This is a genomic window from Bradyrhizobium tropiciagri (genome assembly GCF_018130545.1).
Taxonomy (GTDB): Bacteria; Pseudomonadota; Alphaproteobacteria; order Rhizobiales; family Xanthobacteraceae; genus Bradyrhizobium; species Bradyrhizobium tropiciagri_A.
In genome coordinates, this window is record NZ_JAFCKF010000012.1 from 149,166 (window position 1) to 163,570 (window position 14,405).

At 64.3% G+C, this 14,405-nt stretch carries 13 protein-coding genes; 9 read left to right on the plus strand and 4 right to left on the minus strand.

Going from position 1 to position 14,405, the window contains the following annotated elements; genetic code table 11:
• Positions 1-5: 5 nt before the first annotated feature.
• Positions 6-593, minus strand: a complete 588-nt coding sequence (locus tag JQ616_RS36850; protein ID WP_212023075.1) for an ANTAR domain-containing response regulator — start codon at positions 591-593, stop codon at positions 6-8.
• On the minus strand, positions 590-1,753 hold the full coding sequence (locus JQ616_RS36855; protein WP_212023076.1) for a transporter substrate-binding domain-containing protein: 1,164 nt from the start codon (positions 1,751-1,753) through the stop codon (positions 590-592). Before JQ616_RS36855 ends, JQ616_RS36850 begins: the two co-directional genes overlap by 4 nt.
• 420 nt (positions 1,754-2,173) lie before the next feature.
• Here JQ616_RS36855 and JQ616_RS36860 point away from each other — a divergent pair, with 420 nt between their 5' ends.
• The 9 genes from JQ616_RS36860 (at position 2,174) to JQ616_RS36900 (ending at position 11,573) form a co-directional block, all read left to right on the plus strand.
• Positions 2,174-3,574, plus strand: coding sequence for an amidase (locus JQ616_RS36860; RefSeq protein WP_212023077.1), 1,401 nt, complete (start codon positions 2,174-2,176; stop codon positions 3,572-3,574).
• Positions 3,575-3,591: 17 nt separating this feature from the next.
• Positions 3,592-4,587, plus strand: a complete 996-nt coding sequence (locus tag JQ616_RS36865) for an acetamidase/formamidase family protein (RefSeq protein ID WP_212023078.1) — start codon at positions 3,592-3,594, stop codon at positions 4,585-4,587.
• A gap of 58 nt (positions 4,588-4,645) precedes the next feature.
• On the plus strand, positions 4,646-5,860 hold the full coding sequence (locus tag JQ616_RS36870) for an urea ABC transporter substrate-binding protein (protein WP_249137790.1): 1,215 nt from the start codon (positions 4,646-4,648) through the stop codon (positions 5,858-5,860).
• Between the two features lie 93 nt (positions 5,861-5,953).
• Positions 5,954-6,820 (plus strand): ABC transporter permease subunit, encoded by an 867-nt coding sequence (locus JQ616_RS36875; protein WP_212023080.1) that lies wholly within the window; start codon positions 5,954-5,956, stop codon positions 6,818-6,820.
• Between the two features lie 13 nt (positions 6,821-6,833).
• Complete coding sequence (locus JQ616_RS36880; RefSeq protein ID WP_212023081.1) at positions 6,834-7,907, plus strand: branched-chain amino acid ABC transporter permease; 1,074 nt, start codon at positions 6,834-6,836, stop codon at positions 7,905-7,907.
• Between the two features lie 3 nt (positions 7,908-7,910).
• A complete protein-coding gene (locus JQ616_RS36885) occupies positions 7,911-8,630 on the plus strand; it encodes an ABC transporter ATP-binding protein (protein ID WP_212023082.1) in 720 nt (239 codons plus the stop codon).
• Positions 8,620-9,330, plus strand: coding sequence for an ABC transporter ATP-binding protein (locus JQ616_RS36890; protein ID WP_212023083.1), 711 nt, complete (start codon positions 8,620-8,622; stop codon positions 9,328-9,330). The genes JQ616_RS36885 and JQ616_RS36890 overlap by 11 nt, the downstream gene beginning before the upstream one ends.
• Positions 9,331-9,390: 60 nt before the next feature.
• Complete coding sequence (locus JQ616_RS36895; RefSeq protein WP_212023084.1) at positions 9,391-10,152, plus strand: SDR family NAD(P)-dependent oxidoreductase; 762 nt, start codon at positions 9,391-9,393, stop codon at positions 10,150-10,152.
• Between the two features lie 17 nt (positions 10,153-10,169).
• Positions 10,170-11,573, plus strand: coding sequence for an amidase (locus JQ616_RS36900; RefSeq protein ID WP_212023085.1), 1,404 nt, complete (start codon positions 10,170-10,172; stop codon positions 11,571-11,573).
• A gap of 16 nt (positions 11,574-11,589) precedes the next feature.
• Here the strand turns inward: JQ616_RS36900 and JQ616_RS36905 are convergent, their stop codons facing one another.
• Both JQ616_RS36905 and JQ616_RS36910 read right to left on the minus strand, forming a co-directional pair.
• Positions 11,590-13,179, minus strand: a complete 1,590-nt coding sequence (locus JQ616_RS36905; RefSeq protein ID WP_212023086.1) for an ABC transporter substrate-binding protein — start codon at positions 13,177-13,179, stop codon at positions 11,590-11,592.
• Positions 13,180-13,201: 22 nt separating this feature from the next.
• The gene (locus tag JQ616_RS36910; protein ID WP_212023087.1) at positions 13,202-14,404 is read right to left on the minus strand and encodes a serine hydrolase domain-containing protein; all 1,203 of its coding nucleotides are present in this window, start codon (positions 14,402-14,404) and stop codon (positions 13,202-13,204) included.
• Position 14,405 lies beyond the last annotated feature (1 nt).

Here is a 14,405-nt window from a genome sequence, read left to right on the forward strand (position 1 = left end):
TGGAGCTAGCCGGTTGCCCGGGGCAGGGAGCCGTTTGCGGTGATCTCCGCGGAGATTTCCTCGATCGTCTTGCGCTGTTCCATGGCGGCGCGCCGGATCAGCGCAAACGCTGCCGGCTCGGCCAGCGCATGGGTGTGCATCACCTGAAGCACGGCGGCGAGCACGACGCGGCGGGATCGAAGACGCTGTTCGAGCTTGAGCACCTGCTGCTTAAGCTCGTTGGTGCGTTCGCTCCGTTCGAAGGCCAGCACGAGCGCGGCATAGATGCCGGCCGAGCGCAGCGGCTTGACCAGGAACGAGGCCGGGTCGAGCTCGAGCACCAGCTTCAGGCGGCTCGGCGTTTCGGTGCCGAGCAGGGCGATGACCGGGCTGCGTCCGAGCGAGGTACGCTGCGCCGGCGAAGCAAGCGGCAGGAACTCGTCGTCGATCAGCGTCACGTCCGGACGGCAGTCGATATGGGCGTCGCCATCCCATGTGACGATGTCGATCCCGAGACGCTCGAACTGGCGCCTGACGATGGAGGCATCGCGCTCGTCCTTGATGGCGACGAGGGCCTTGCGTCCGCGCAGCGAAAATGAAGACGGCTTGGTCATTTCACAACCCGCAAATGCGGCGCATTCGGCGACGTTGCATCCCTTGCAGGGCTGGCGGCGACGTCGAGCTGCGTCAGATAGGGATCCGGCTTAACCGGAGCGTCGGCTTCCCAGAAGATGTCAAACTGTCCCTCGGCGTTAGAGACGGCGAGCCGCGGCGTCAGGACGCAGTGGTTGTTGCTGCCGTCGATCCAGACCGGGCCTTGCGGCGAATTGTAGCGGTGGCCCGCCGCGGCGCGCCGCACCTCGCCGATATCGGATGTGCCGGCACGCTGCAGCGCACGGGCCAGCAGATAGACCGCGACATAGGCGGATTGCCCGTCCACCGAAGGGCTGCTGTGCTCGCCGTAACGCGCCTTCCAGCGCGCGACGAAGGCCCGGTTCTCGGGCAGGCGAATGCTCTCGAAATAGGCTGATGATGTGATGCATCCGGCCGACGCAGGCCCCACGATCTTGAGCTCCGGCTCGCACAGGCTGCAGCTGACCATCGGAATATTGAGACCCGCAGCCGTGGTCGCGGCATGAAAGGCACGGATGAAGTCGTAGCTCGAACTGCCGACCAGCGTATTGAAGACCACCGGCGGCCGGCGGCGCACGATCTCGTCGACGATGTGACCCACGGCGCTCTCGCCAAGTTCGAGCAATCGTTCGGCGAGAATGCGGCCCCCCGCCGCCGTCGCCAACTCGCGGGTGACGCGATTGGTCTCCCAGGACCAGACATAGTTGGAGCCGACGCAGAAGATCTCGCGCGACAGATTGTCCAGCACGTAACGCACCAGCGGCAGCACATTGTGGTTGGGCGAAGCGCCGACATAAATGACGTTGTCCGAGCATTCGAACCCTTCGTAGCGGGCGGGATGCCAGAGCAGACGGTCGGTGCGCTCGACGATCGGCAGCACCTGTTTGCGCGACGCCGAGGTGTAGCAGCCGACAATATGCTCGACGCCGACATTGCGAATGAGGTCGTCGCAAGCCGTGTGATACTCGGAAACCACTCCGCGGGGATCGCGCACATGCGCTGATATCGAGAAGTCGAAGCCGTCCTGGCTGTTGATCTCGTCGACCGCCATCATCGAGCTCTTCAGAAGCTCGCGTCCCATCGCCTGATAGGGCCCGTGCTGCGAGCAGATGATGCCAACGGGAATGGACGGCTTTGTCATCGACGACTTTCATTGCGACCCGCGAAGGAAATCATCTTCGCAGAGGTCGGTGCAAGAGGTCATGCTGATTTGCTGCGCATGCACCTTGCGAAATTTGTGCAGCCAGCCTCGTTGACAACGCGCTGCACATCTCCTTAGAATTTTCTCCTACAGGGCTACCTGTCGAACCCAGCGCGCGTCGATTTGGCCGATGACGTCCCGATTGCCGCGCAGAGTGCTCCGTTCGATCCGGGACCCATGCGATAGTTCATAGCCGCGGCATTTGAGCCATTCGTCACCTTCGTTTTGGAGGGGCGGGTGGCTTTTTGCATTTGCCGCCAAACAAATTGGCGACACGTCCGTGTCGCCAAGCCGGAGGCGCATGCGCGGTGATGGGCAGTGCCTGCGCTTGCGTCGTGCCAAGTGCGGGGATGAGAAACGATGTCGACGACGGAACTTCACTACCTTGGGCTGATCGAGATCGGGCAGCAGATCCAGGCCAAAAAGCTCTCACCGGTCGAGGTGACCAAAGCGATGCTCGGACGGATCGAGCAGCTCGACGGCAAGCTCAAGAGCTACGCGCATGTGATGGGCGATGCAGCGCTTTCCCAGGCTGCGGCCGCCGAGAAGGAGATCGCATCCGGCAAGGTCAAGGGGCCGCTGCACGGCGTGCCGATTGCCGTCAAGGATCTGTGCTGGGTCAAGGGTGCGCCGGCCGCGCACGGCATGACGATCCATCGCGACTTCCGTCCAAGCGAGGATGCCACGGTGGTCGCGCGGCTGAAGGATGCCGGCGCGATCATTCTCGGCAAGCTGCAGCAGACCGAGGGCGCCTATGCCGATCATCACCCGAAGATCGATCCGCCGAAGAATCCCTGGAATGCCGATCTGTGGTCCGGCGCGTCCTCGAGCGGGTCCGGCGTCGCCACCGCAGCGGGGCTCTGCTTCGGTTCGCTTGGAACCGACACCGGCGGTTCGATCCGCTTTCCCTCGGCCGCCAACGGGATCACCGGGCTGAAACCGACCTGGGGCCGCGTCAGCCGGTACGGCGCCTTCGAACTCGCGGCGACGCTCGATCACATCGGTCCGATGGCCCGCAGTGCGGCCGATTGCGGCGCGATTCTCGCCGTGATCGCGGGCCAGGATCCGAACGACACCACCTCGGTGCCGCTGCCTGTGCCGGACTATCTGGCCAGCCTGTCTGGAAATCTGCGCGGCGTGACGATCGGCGTCGACCGGCGCTGGACCAGCGAGGGCACCGATGAGCCTGCCGGCAAGGTGCTCAGCGAAGGCCTGCGTGCCGCGACCGAGCTCGGCGCGACAATCAAGGACATCACGTTCCCCGATCCGAAGGCGGTCATTGAGGATTGGTTCCCGCTGTGCGGCATCGAGGTGGCGGTTGCGCATGAGGAGACCTATCCCGCACGCAAGGACGAATACGGCCCGGCGCTCGCAGGACTGCTCGATCTCGGCCGGGCGCAGTCCGGCTTGGATTATCAGAAGATCGTGCTGCGGCGCGAAGCGTTCCGCGGCGCGGTGCGGCTGCTGTTCGAGACGGTCGATCTGATCGCGGTCCCGGCCCAGGCCTTCGCTGCGCCGACCTTGGCCAAGATGGCGGCACTCGGTGAGGACCCGTCGCTGATCACCGGGCTGCTGCGCTTCACCTGTCCGTTCGACATGACCGGCAGCCCGACCGTGACGCTTCCGGGCGGCTTCGCGCTGAACGGCGGCCCGGTCGCCTTCCAATTTGTCGGACGTCATTTCGACGAAGCAAGCCTCGTCCGCGCCGGCGATGCCTTCCAGCGCGTCACCGACTGGCACAAGCGCCATCCCGCGATCTGAGTTGAGGAGCCGTTCGTATGACCGAAGACTGGTTGAAGAGTTCCATCATGGCCAAGCGCGCCGTCGCCAAGGGCGCGACCGGCACGACCCATAGTCTGACGATCGAGCAACAGGGCGGGTTCCATTACGTCTATGGGCCTTATGCCAAGCCGACGCTGTCGATCGATCCCGGCGGCGTGGTCGTCGTCGAGACCGAAGACGCCTTCGGCGGCGTGCTGACCAGCGAGAGCGACAGCCCCACCGCGAAGCTCAACTTCCCTTATTTGAACCCGCAATGCGGACCGATCGCGGTCAAGGGCGCCAAGAAGGGCGATTGCCTCGCGGTCTATATCCGCGATGTCGAGACCCGCGGCGCGCAGCCGGCCGGGACCACTTGCATCATTCCGGAGTTCGGCGGTCTGGTCGGCACCGCATCGACGGCGCTGCTCAATCCGCCGCTGCCCGAGCGCGTCAAGAAGCTGCATGTCGACCGCAACGGCGTGCGCTGGAACGACAAGATCACGCTGCCTTACGAGCCGTTCATCGGCACCATCGGTGTGTCGCCCGAGATCGAGGCGATCTCCTCGCTGCAGCCGGATTATCACGGCGGCAACATGGACCTGCCGGACGTCGCGCCCGGCGCGATCATCTATTTTCCGGTGCATACCGAAGGCGGGCTGCTCTATGTCGGCGACTGCCACGCCACCCAGGGCGATGGCGAGCTCTCGGGCGTCGCGCTCGAACAACGCGCCACCGTGACCTTGCAGGTCGACCTCATCAAGAACTGGAGCTTCGCCTGGCCGCGGCTCGAGACGCGCGACTTCATCATGACCATCGGCAGCGCCCGTCCGCTCGAAGACGCGGCGCGCATCGCCTATCGCGAGCTGGTGCGATGGATGAGCGCCGATTACGGCTTCGATGAGATCGACGCCTACATGCTGCTCAGCCAGGCCGGCCGCATGCGGCTCGGCAACATGGTCGACCCCAAATACACGATGGGGGCCTCGATCCTGAAGAATTATCTCAAGGCGTGAACTTCAACATCCTTCAACGACAGAGGATATGGCGATGTATTCGGGGCGTGTAGTGGGAATGGCTTTGCTCGGTGCCGTGCTAGGTGCCGCGGCAATAGGTAGCGCGCAGGCGGCCGAGCCGCCGCTCAAGGTGGGCTTGCTGGAGGACGTCTCCGGCGACCTCGCGTTCATGGGCATGCCGAAGCTGCACGGCTCGCAGCTCGCGGTTGAGGAGATCAACAAGAGCGGCGGCATTCTCGGCCGCCAGATCGAATTGATTCATCTTGATCCGCAGGGTGACAACGCCCGCTATCAGGAGTTCGGCCGTCGCCTGCTCAATCGCGACAAGGTCGACGTGCTGATCGGCGGCATCACCTCCGCCTCGCGCGAGGCGTTGCGTCCGATCGTCGATCGCACCACCACGCCATACATCTACACCAACCAATATGAAGGCGGTGTCTGCGACGCCAGCATGATCAGCATGGGCGCGGTGCCGGAACAGCAGTTCTCGACCCTGATCCCCTGGATGGTCGAGAAGTTCGGCAAGAAGGTCTATGTGATCGCCGCCGACTATAATTTCGGCCAGATCTCCGCAGAGTGGAACCGGAAGATCATGAAGGATCTCGGCGGCGAGGTCGTTGGTGAGGAATTCATCCCGCTCGGCGTGTCGCAGTTCGCGCAGACGATCCAGAACATCCAGAAAGCGAAGCCGGACTGGCTGCTGACCATCAATGTCGGCGCCGCGCAGGATTCGTTCTTCGAGCAGGCCGCCGCCGCCAACCTCAATTTGCCGATGGGCTCCTCGATCAAGATCATGCTCGGCTTCGAGCACAAGCGGTTCAAGCCGCCGGCGCTCAACAACATGCATGCGACTGCGAACTGGTTCGAGGAGATCGACACGCCCGAAGCCAACGACTTCAAGAAGCGCTGGCACGCCAAATTCCCCGACGAACTCTACATCAACGACATGGGCTATAACGCCTACAATGCGCTCTACATGTACAAGGCGCTGGTCGAGAAGGCGAAGTCGACCAAGCTCGAGGACATGCGCAAGGTGATCGCGACCGGAGATGCCTGCATCGATGCGCCTGAAGGCAAGGTCTGCATCGATCCGAAGAGCCAGCATACCTCGCACCGTATGCGCCTGATCTCGGTCGGGCCCAAGCACGAGGTGACCGTGGAGAAGGACTATGGGACGATCCAGCCGTACTGGCTTGGCGAGATCGGCTGCGACCTGACCAAGAAGAACGACAAGGACCAGTACACGCCGAGTCATCTTCCCAGCAAATCGTGATGCGCAGGGCACGAATCTTGCTCGTGCTTTGCATCTCGAATTCAAAGCGAGACGGCGCCGCAATGATGCGGCGCCGTGATCACGGAGAGTGGAATGTCGGCTGAACTCTTCTCGGTATTCTATCAGTTCGCCGACGTTTTCGCGTTCCTGATCCTGTCCGCGGCGGGCCTTGCCATCGTGTTCGGCATGATGGGCGTCATCAACATGGCGCATGGCGAGTTCATCATGTGCGGGGCCTATGTCACGGTCGGCCTGGTGAATCTCGGCGTGCCGCTGCCGATCGCCCAGATCCTGGCCGCGCTGACGGCGGGGATCATCGGCATGATCGTCGAGTTGCTGATCGTGCGCCGCTTCTACAAGCGTCCGCTCGACTCGCTGCTCGCCACCTGGGGCCTCAGCCTGATCGTGACCCAGTCGATGCTGCTGATCGTCGGCTCCGCGGTGCGCGGCATCGGCACGCCGGAGGGCAGCTTTGCGATCGGCGGCTACACGTTCTCGACCTACCGCCTGGTGCTGTTCGGCGCTGCGGTGGCGGTGCTGGTCGGCCTCTACATCATCTTCATGAAGACGCGCTTCGGCGTGATCGCGCGCGCCACGATGCAGAACGCCGCGATGGCGAAGGCGCTCGGCGCGCGCACCGGGCGGATCTATTCCATCAGCTTCGGGATCGGCACCGCGCTGGCCGGACTGTGCGGCGCGCTCTACGCGCCGACCATGACGTTGATCCCGACCATGGGCGCGACCTTCGTGGTCGAGAGCTTTGTCACGGTGGTGATCGGCGGCGCCAATGTGCTGCTCGGAACCGCGCCGGCTGCGGTGTTCCTGGCGATGATCCGGATGGCGTTGAATGCGAGTTACGGCCAGATCATCGGTCAGATCGGCATGCTGTTTGCTGTGATCCTGATCATACGTGTGCTGCCTGAAGGGCTATCCAGCGTGCTGGTGCGTCGTGGGCGCTAGACGGGAATTTCTGATGTTGAAGCTGCTCGAGGGCCCGCAGACGCTTGGACGCGGAAGGATCTTCTGGTCCTGTTTCCTTGCCGTGCTGGCGGGGGCGCTGATCTATCCGCTGTTCGCCGACTCCTATGATGTCGGCAATTTTGCCTACTTCCTGATCTGGATCTTCATGGCGCTCGGGCTCTGCCTGATGTGGGGCTATGGCGGCATGCTGTCGTTCGGCCAGACCTTCTTCTTCGGCATCGCCGGCTACGGCTATGGCGTGCTTGCCATCAACATGGGCGGCGGGACTGCGACGATCGCAGCGCTGGTGCTTTCGGTTGTCGTCGCGATGATCGCAGCCGGAATCCTCGGCTATTTCATGATCTGGGGCGGCATCAGCGGCATCTTCTTCGGCATCGTGACGCTGTCGGCGACGCTGGTGCTTGCCTTCTTCCTTGGCCAGACCGCCGGACCGGAATGGCATATCGGTCCGGCGCGGCTGAACGGCTTCAACGGCATGAAGGGCATGGACCCGCTCACCGTCGGCAGCTTCGATATCGAGGGATCGGCGCTCTATTACCTCATGATCGCACTGATCGTGATTGTCTACATTGCGCTGCGCATGCTGGTGAACTCGAGCATCGGCAACGTGATCGTGGCGACAAGGGAGAACCCGCAGCGCGCCGAGATGCTCGGCTACGACGTCCGCAAATACCAGCTCCTGACCTTCGTGATCGGCAGTGGCCTCGCGGGGCTCAGCGGCGCGCTGTACACGTCCTGGGGCCAGTTCATCACGCCGTCCAGCATCGGCCTGCCGGCGGCGGCGATGCCGATAGTGTGGGTCGCATTCTCCGGACGCAACGATCTGACCGCGACCCTGGTCGGCTCGTTCCTGCTGTTGTTCGGCTTCCAGACCATCACGGTCTACAGCCAACAGGCGGCGCTGGTGCTGATGGGCGTGCTGCTGCTTGCGACCGTGATGCTGGCGCCGCAGGGTTTCGTGCTCGGCATCGGCAAGCTCGTGGTCGATTGGTGGAGCAGGCGCCGGCGTCGCGACGAGGGCACCGCACTGGCCGATACCGGCCGTCTGCAATCGGATGAGACCTGACCCATGGCACTCGTCGAGGTGAAAGGCGTATCGAAGCGGTTCGGCGGATTGACCGCGGTCTCCGAGGTCGACCTGACGGTCAATGCCGGCGAGGTCCATTGCCTGATCGGACCCAATGGCGCCGGCAAGAGCACGCTGTTCAAGCTGATCGTCGGCCTCTATCCGCCGACCACGGGCAGCATCTTCTTCGACTCCACCGATATCACCGCCGAGCGGCCCTACGCGCGGGTGCAGCGCGGCATGAGCATCAAGATGCAGGCCCCGAGCGTGTTCAAGGAGCTGCCGGTGCGGCAGAACATTCAGGTCGCGCTGCAGGAACGACTTTCGGGCGCGGAATGCGCTGCCGAGGAAGAACGGCTGTTGGCGCTGCTCAATCTGGCGGAGGACTCTGGCAAGCTCGCCGGCGCGCTGTCGCACGGCCAGCAGCAATGGCTGGAGATCGGGATGGCGCTGGCCCTGCAGCCGCAACTCCTGCTGCTCGACGAGCCGACCGCGGGCATGTCGCCGGAAGAGACCTACAAAACCGGCGAGCTGATCAAGTCGTTCAATGCCCAGGGGATGACTGTGCTGGTGGTGGAGCACGACATGGCGTTCGTGCGTCAGGTCGCACAGCGCGTCACCGTTCTGCATCTTGGCAAGATCTTCGCCCGCGGCAGCCTCGAGGCGATCCTGGAAGACGAGAAGGTTGCAGAAATTTACCTCGGTAAGACCCATGCCCACTGATCGCATTCTGGACGTGTCGGGACTTTGGGCGGGTTACGGCGCGACGCCGATCCTGCAAGGCGTCAGCATGCAGGTTTCGCGCGGCGAGATCGTCGGCGTGATCGGCCGCAACGGCGTCGGCAAGTCGACCCTGATGCGATGTCTGATCGGGCTGTTGCAGAGCTGGCGCGGCACCATCAGCTTCATGGATCAGGATGTCACCCGGCTCGAGGCCGATGCGCGGGCGCGCGCCGGCTTCGGCTACATCCCGCAGGGCCGCGACGTGTTTCCGCAGATGAGTGTCGAGGAGAATTTGCAGGTCGGGGAGCTGATCGGCGGCCCCGATGGCAAGAAGCTGCCGGAGCTGGTCTACGAGTATTTTCCGCGCCTGAAGGAACGTCGGCGCCAGATCGCGGGCACCATGTCGGGCGGTGAACAGCAGCAGCTTGCGATCGGCCGCGCGCTGATCGGCAATCCGGCGCTGATGATCCTCGACGAGCCGTCCGAGGGTATCCAGCCGTCGATCGTGCAGCACATTTGCGAGGCGTTGAAATCGTTCCGCACCGAGCTTGGCACCACGATCGTGTTCGTCGAGCAGAACCTCGACACCATCCTGGAGATCGCCCAGCGCTGCTACATCATGGAAAAGGGCAAGATCACGCGGTCGCTGGCCGGCGAGGAGGTCAATGCCGACAATGTGCGCGCGCAGCTGTTGCTTTGAGCGGCCGCCCGCGCGGTCAGGAATTATGTTCGACAATCGATAATAACGGAGGGAATGGACATGGATCTGGGACTCAAGGGAGCAAAGGTTCTCGTTACCGGCAGCACCAAGGGCATCGGCAGGGCAATCGCCGATACATTCGCGGCCGAGGGCGCCAATGTCGGCATCTGCGCGCGCAACCAGGCCGACGTTGACGCTGCGGTCACCGCAATCAAGGCCAAGGGTGTTGCGGCGTTTGGCGCCGCAGTCGACGTCTCGAACGGGCCGGCGCTGAAGGCCTGGGTCGCCGATATGGCTGCAAAACTCGGCGGCATCGATGTCGTGGTCGCCAATGTCAGCGCGCTCTCGATCGGGCAGGACGAGGAGAGCTGGGAGAAGGAGTTCTCCACCGACATGATGGGCACGGTGCGCCTCGTCAACGCGGCAATGCCTTTCCTGGAAAAGAGTAGCGCTGCTGCGATCGTCTCCATCTCCAGCGTCTCGGGACGCGAGGTCGATTTCGCCAGCGGCCCCTATGGCACCTTCAAAGCCGCGATCATCCACTACACCCAGGGCCTCGCCTATCAGCTCGCGGCCAAGGGCATCCGGGCCAATTCGGTGTCACCGGGCAACACTTATTTCGAGGGCGGTGTCTGGAACATGATCAAGGACGGCAATCCCGAGCTGTACAAGACCGCGCTGGCGCTCAACCCGACCGGCCGCATGGGCACGCCGCAGGAGATGGCCAACGCCGCCGTGTTCCTGGCCAGCAAGGCGGCGAGTTTCATCACCGGGACCAACCTCGTGGTGGACGGTGCGCTGACGCGCGGCGTGCAGTTCTGACCGGGGGCGACAGCGACATGTCAGCAGATCCATTGCACTACAAGTCGATCACCGAGATCTCCGGGCTCATTCGCCGCGGCGAGGCGAAGTCCGCGGAGATTACGGAGGCGATGCTGAGCCGGGTCGCGCGGCTGGACGGACAGTTTCATGGCTATGCGCACGTCCTTGCCGAGCGGGCGATGGCGCAGGCGAAGCAGCGCGACGCGGAGATCGCCAAAGGCATCTGGCGTGGCCCGTTGCACGGCATTCCGATCGGGCTGAAGGACCTCTGCTACACGACGTTCGCGCCGACGGCGGGCGGCACCACGATCCACGCGAAATTCGTGCCGTCCTTCAACGCCACGATCGTGGACCGGCTCGAGGTCGCCGGCGCGGTGACGCTCGGCAAGCTCAAGATGACGGAGGGGGCCTATACCAGCCACCATCCGTCGGTGCAGGCACCGCTCAATCCCTGGAATGTGAACTATTGGGTCGGCTCGTCGTCGAGCGGGTCGGGTGTAGCGACATCGGCCGGGCTCTGCTACGGCTCGATCGGCAGCGACACCGGCGGCTCGATCCGGTTTCCGTCGGCGACCTGCGGCTTGACCGGCATCAAGCCGACCTGGGGCCGCGTCAGCCGGCACGGCGTCTTCCCGCTGGCGGACTCGCTAGACCACGTCGGGCCGATGTGCCGCAGCGCTGCGGATGCCGGAGCGATGCTCGGCGTCATCGCGGGTGCCGACGCCAACGATCCGACCGCGCTGCGGGCGCCGGTGCCGAACTATCTGGCCGGCATCGGCGACGGCATCAGGGGCCTCCGGATCGGGGTTGATCGCCGGCACACCCAGGAGGGTATCGATCGGCAGGTCGTCGCCGCGCTGGTGCAAGCCGAGCGCGCGCTCGCCGATCTCGGCGCCGAGATCCGCGAGGTGCATTTTCCGCCCTATCAGAAGCTGGTCAGCCAGTGGATTGCGATGTGCTCGGTGGAGACGGCAGAAGCGCATCTGGACACCTACCCGTCGCGCAAGTCGGAGTACGGACCGGACCTCGCCCAACTGATCGAGCAGGGCAGGGCGACCAGCGGTGTCGATATTGCCGCGATCCATCACGAGCGGCTGAAGTTCGCAGGCAGCCTCGCTGCGATGTTCGAGGATATCGATCTGCTGCTGATCCCGACCATGCCGGTGCCGATCCCGACGCTCAGCAAGATGAGCGAATACGGCGCCGACCCGACCGTGCTGCTGAACATCCTGCGCTTCACGGCGGTGTTCGACTTCTCGGGCAGCCCGACCATCACGCTACCGATGGGCATGGCCTCCGACCAGATGCCGCTCAGCATGCAGCTGGTCGGGCCGCATCTCTCCGAAGATGTGCTGGTCCGCGCCGGCGCCGCATTTCAGTCGGTGACCGACTGGCATACGCGGCGGCCGCCGATCGACTAGAGCATGATCCGCATCGTCAGCCGGTCTTGTCGACGTTCCAGAACAGCGGCACCGGCGCGCGGACGATGTCCTTCAGTGCCTTGCGCGTCGCGGCCGGCTGGTTGTACTGCCCGGTCGGGACGTGGGTTACCACCTCATAGGCCCGCGCCTGGATCTTGTCGGCGAGGGCCTTCTGCTCTTGTGGCGCCGCGGCGCGGGCAAAGCCGTCGCGCAGCCGCTCGAGCTCGGCGTCCTCGACCCAGCCGAAGAAGCCACCGTTCTTGCCCTTGCCGTTGACGCAGGCATTGCCGATCGGATTGACGAGGTCGGCGCTGGCCCAGGTCGAATGGTACAGCGACCAGCCGCCCTCGGCCGGTGCCGACTGCTTGGCACGCCGCGCCACCACCGAACCCCAATCCATCGCCAGCAAATTGACGTTCATGCCGATCCCGCGCAGCGCTTCGGCGGTGACCGTGCCGAGCGCCGTGATGATCGGCGCGTCGGTCGCGTGCAGGATCGTGATCGGCTCGCCCTTGTAGCCGCCCTGCTTGAGCAGCTCCTTGGCCTTCGCGGTGTCCGACCTGGTCGACCAACCGATGGGGCTTTCAAACGGCGTGCCGGCAATGAAGATCGCCGGCGTGACCTTGTAATAGTCGGGATTGCCGATCTGGGTGTCGAGCCAGTCCTTCTGGTTCACTGCGTGCAGCACCGCCTGGCGGATCTCCGGCCGATCGAACGGCGGCACCAGCCAGTTCATCCGGCACATGCCGGAGAAGCCGAGCGTGTTGTAATCGACCAGCTCGACATTCGGCGCGCGCGCGAGGATCGCATGGTGATCGTGCGGCGGCACCTCGAAATAGTCGATCTCGTCGTTGATCAGCGCGTTGGTCGCGATCTGGAAATCCGGCACGCTGACCCATTCGTAGCGGCCGATCTTCACGACCTTGCCGCCGCCGGTCCCGTCCGATGGTTCGTCGCGCGACACGTAGTCCGGGTTCTTCTCATAGGCGGCCTTGACGCCGGGCTGGAACTCCGCGGTCACGAAGCGGAACGGCCCGGAGCCGAGATGATCCGTGATGGCCTGATCGGCCGGGGTCGCGGCGATCCGCGCCGGCACGATGAACGGCACATTGGCGGTTGGCTTGCCGAGCGCTGCCAGCACGAAGCCGCACGGTTCCTTCAGCAGCATGCGGAAGGTCCGCTCGTCGACAGCCTTCAGCTCGGCGACGAACTCGAACAGCTTCTGGCCCATCGTGTCGCGCCTGGCCCAGCGCTGCAGCGAGGGGATCACGTCGGCCGACGTCACCGCGCTGCCGTCGTGGAATTTGAGGCCGGGCCGCAGGCGGAACGTGTAGGTCAGGTTGTCGGCAGAGACCTCCCAGGCCTCGACCATCTGCGGCTTGATCTCGAATTTCGAATTGGTCGAGAACAGCGTGTCGTAGATCATGTAGCCGTGGTTGCGCGCGGTCCATGCCGTCGTCATGATGGGATCGGTGGCGCGAAGCGGCGCGTGCATGACAGCCGTGATCGTTGTCGTGCTGGCGCGTGCGATCCGCGGCATCGCGACGCCGAGGCTCGCTCCTGCACCGATCTGCAACAGACGGCGGCGGTTGATCGATGGTCCCACGATGTCCCCCTGTCGCAACCGTTCAGGCCTTGGCGTTGAGCCTGGCCGCAATCGCGCGGTAGCCGCGCATCCACATGTGATCGAGATCGAGGTCCATCGGCAGCGGCTGCGAGGAGACGCGCGCGATCACGGTCTCGTTGGCCGGATCGATGTAGACCCACTGGCCGTGGATGCCGACCGCGGCAAACGGCGTTTCGCGCCGGTCGAGCGTGTACCATTTGTTGCGGTAATTGCCGTTCGGGAACACCTTGGTCAGGTCGCCGCGTGACCAGGCCTCGGCATTGCCGTTCTGCCTGATGTCGTCGACCCACCAGCTGGGCACCACCTGTCGGCCGTTGCTGATGCCGTGATTGCGCATCATCTCGCCGAACCGGGCGAGGTCGCGCAGCGTTGCGCAGATGCCGCCGGCGACGCGCGCTGCGCCGCGCGAATCGACGGTGATGTAGGCGTCGTGCTCGGCACCCATCGGCTGCCACAGATAGTGTGAAAGGATCTTTGCATAGGACATGCCGCAGGCGCGCTCGTAGACCCAGCCGAGCACGTCGGTGTTGGTCGAGACGTAGTGGAAAGTCTGGCCATGCGGCGCGCCGTTTGGCCGCAGCGTGCGCAGATAGTCGCGCAGATTGCTCGGCGGAATGGTGGGATCCGGCAGCTCCCAGCCGGTCGAGCGCCGGTAGTTCATGACGTCGCCGTCGCGCGCCATGTAGTCCTCGTCGAACCGGATACCGACGCTCATGTCGAGCAGATGCCGCACCGTGCAGTTGCCGCCATAGACCGATCCTTCCATCTCCGGGATGTAGCGCGTCACCGGCGCGTCGGGATCGAGCTTGCCGTGATCGGCCAGGATGCCGCCAAGCGTGCCGGCGACCGACTTGCTGACCGAGAAGATCAAATGCGGCGTGTCCGGCGTCAGGCCGTGGGCATACCATTCGTACGCGACCTGTCCGCGATGCGACACCACGATTCCGTCGGTGTGGCTGGTGCGCAGCGCCTCGCCGACGCCGATCGTCTCGCCGCGCGGGTTGGCGAAGCTGACGTCGTCGAGATAGCGCGGCGCAAAGGAAAGCGGCGCCGGTGTTGTGCCGCGCGCGATGTTCGCGGTCGGCAGCAGTTCGCGGACATTGCGGAATGCCCACTCGTTGAACGGATGCTGACGCCAGTTGGCGAGCGTGACTTGTTCGTCGGCCGCCGACGGGAAGGCAGCCATGATGCGACGCGTGTTCATT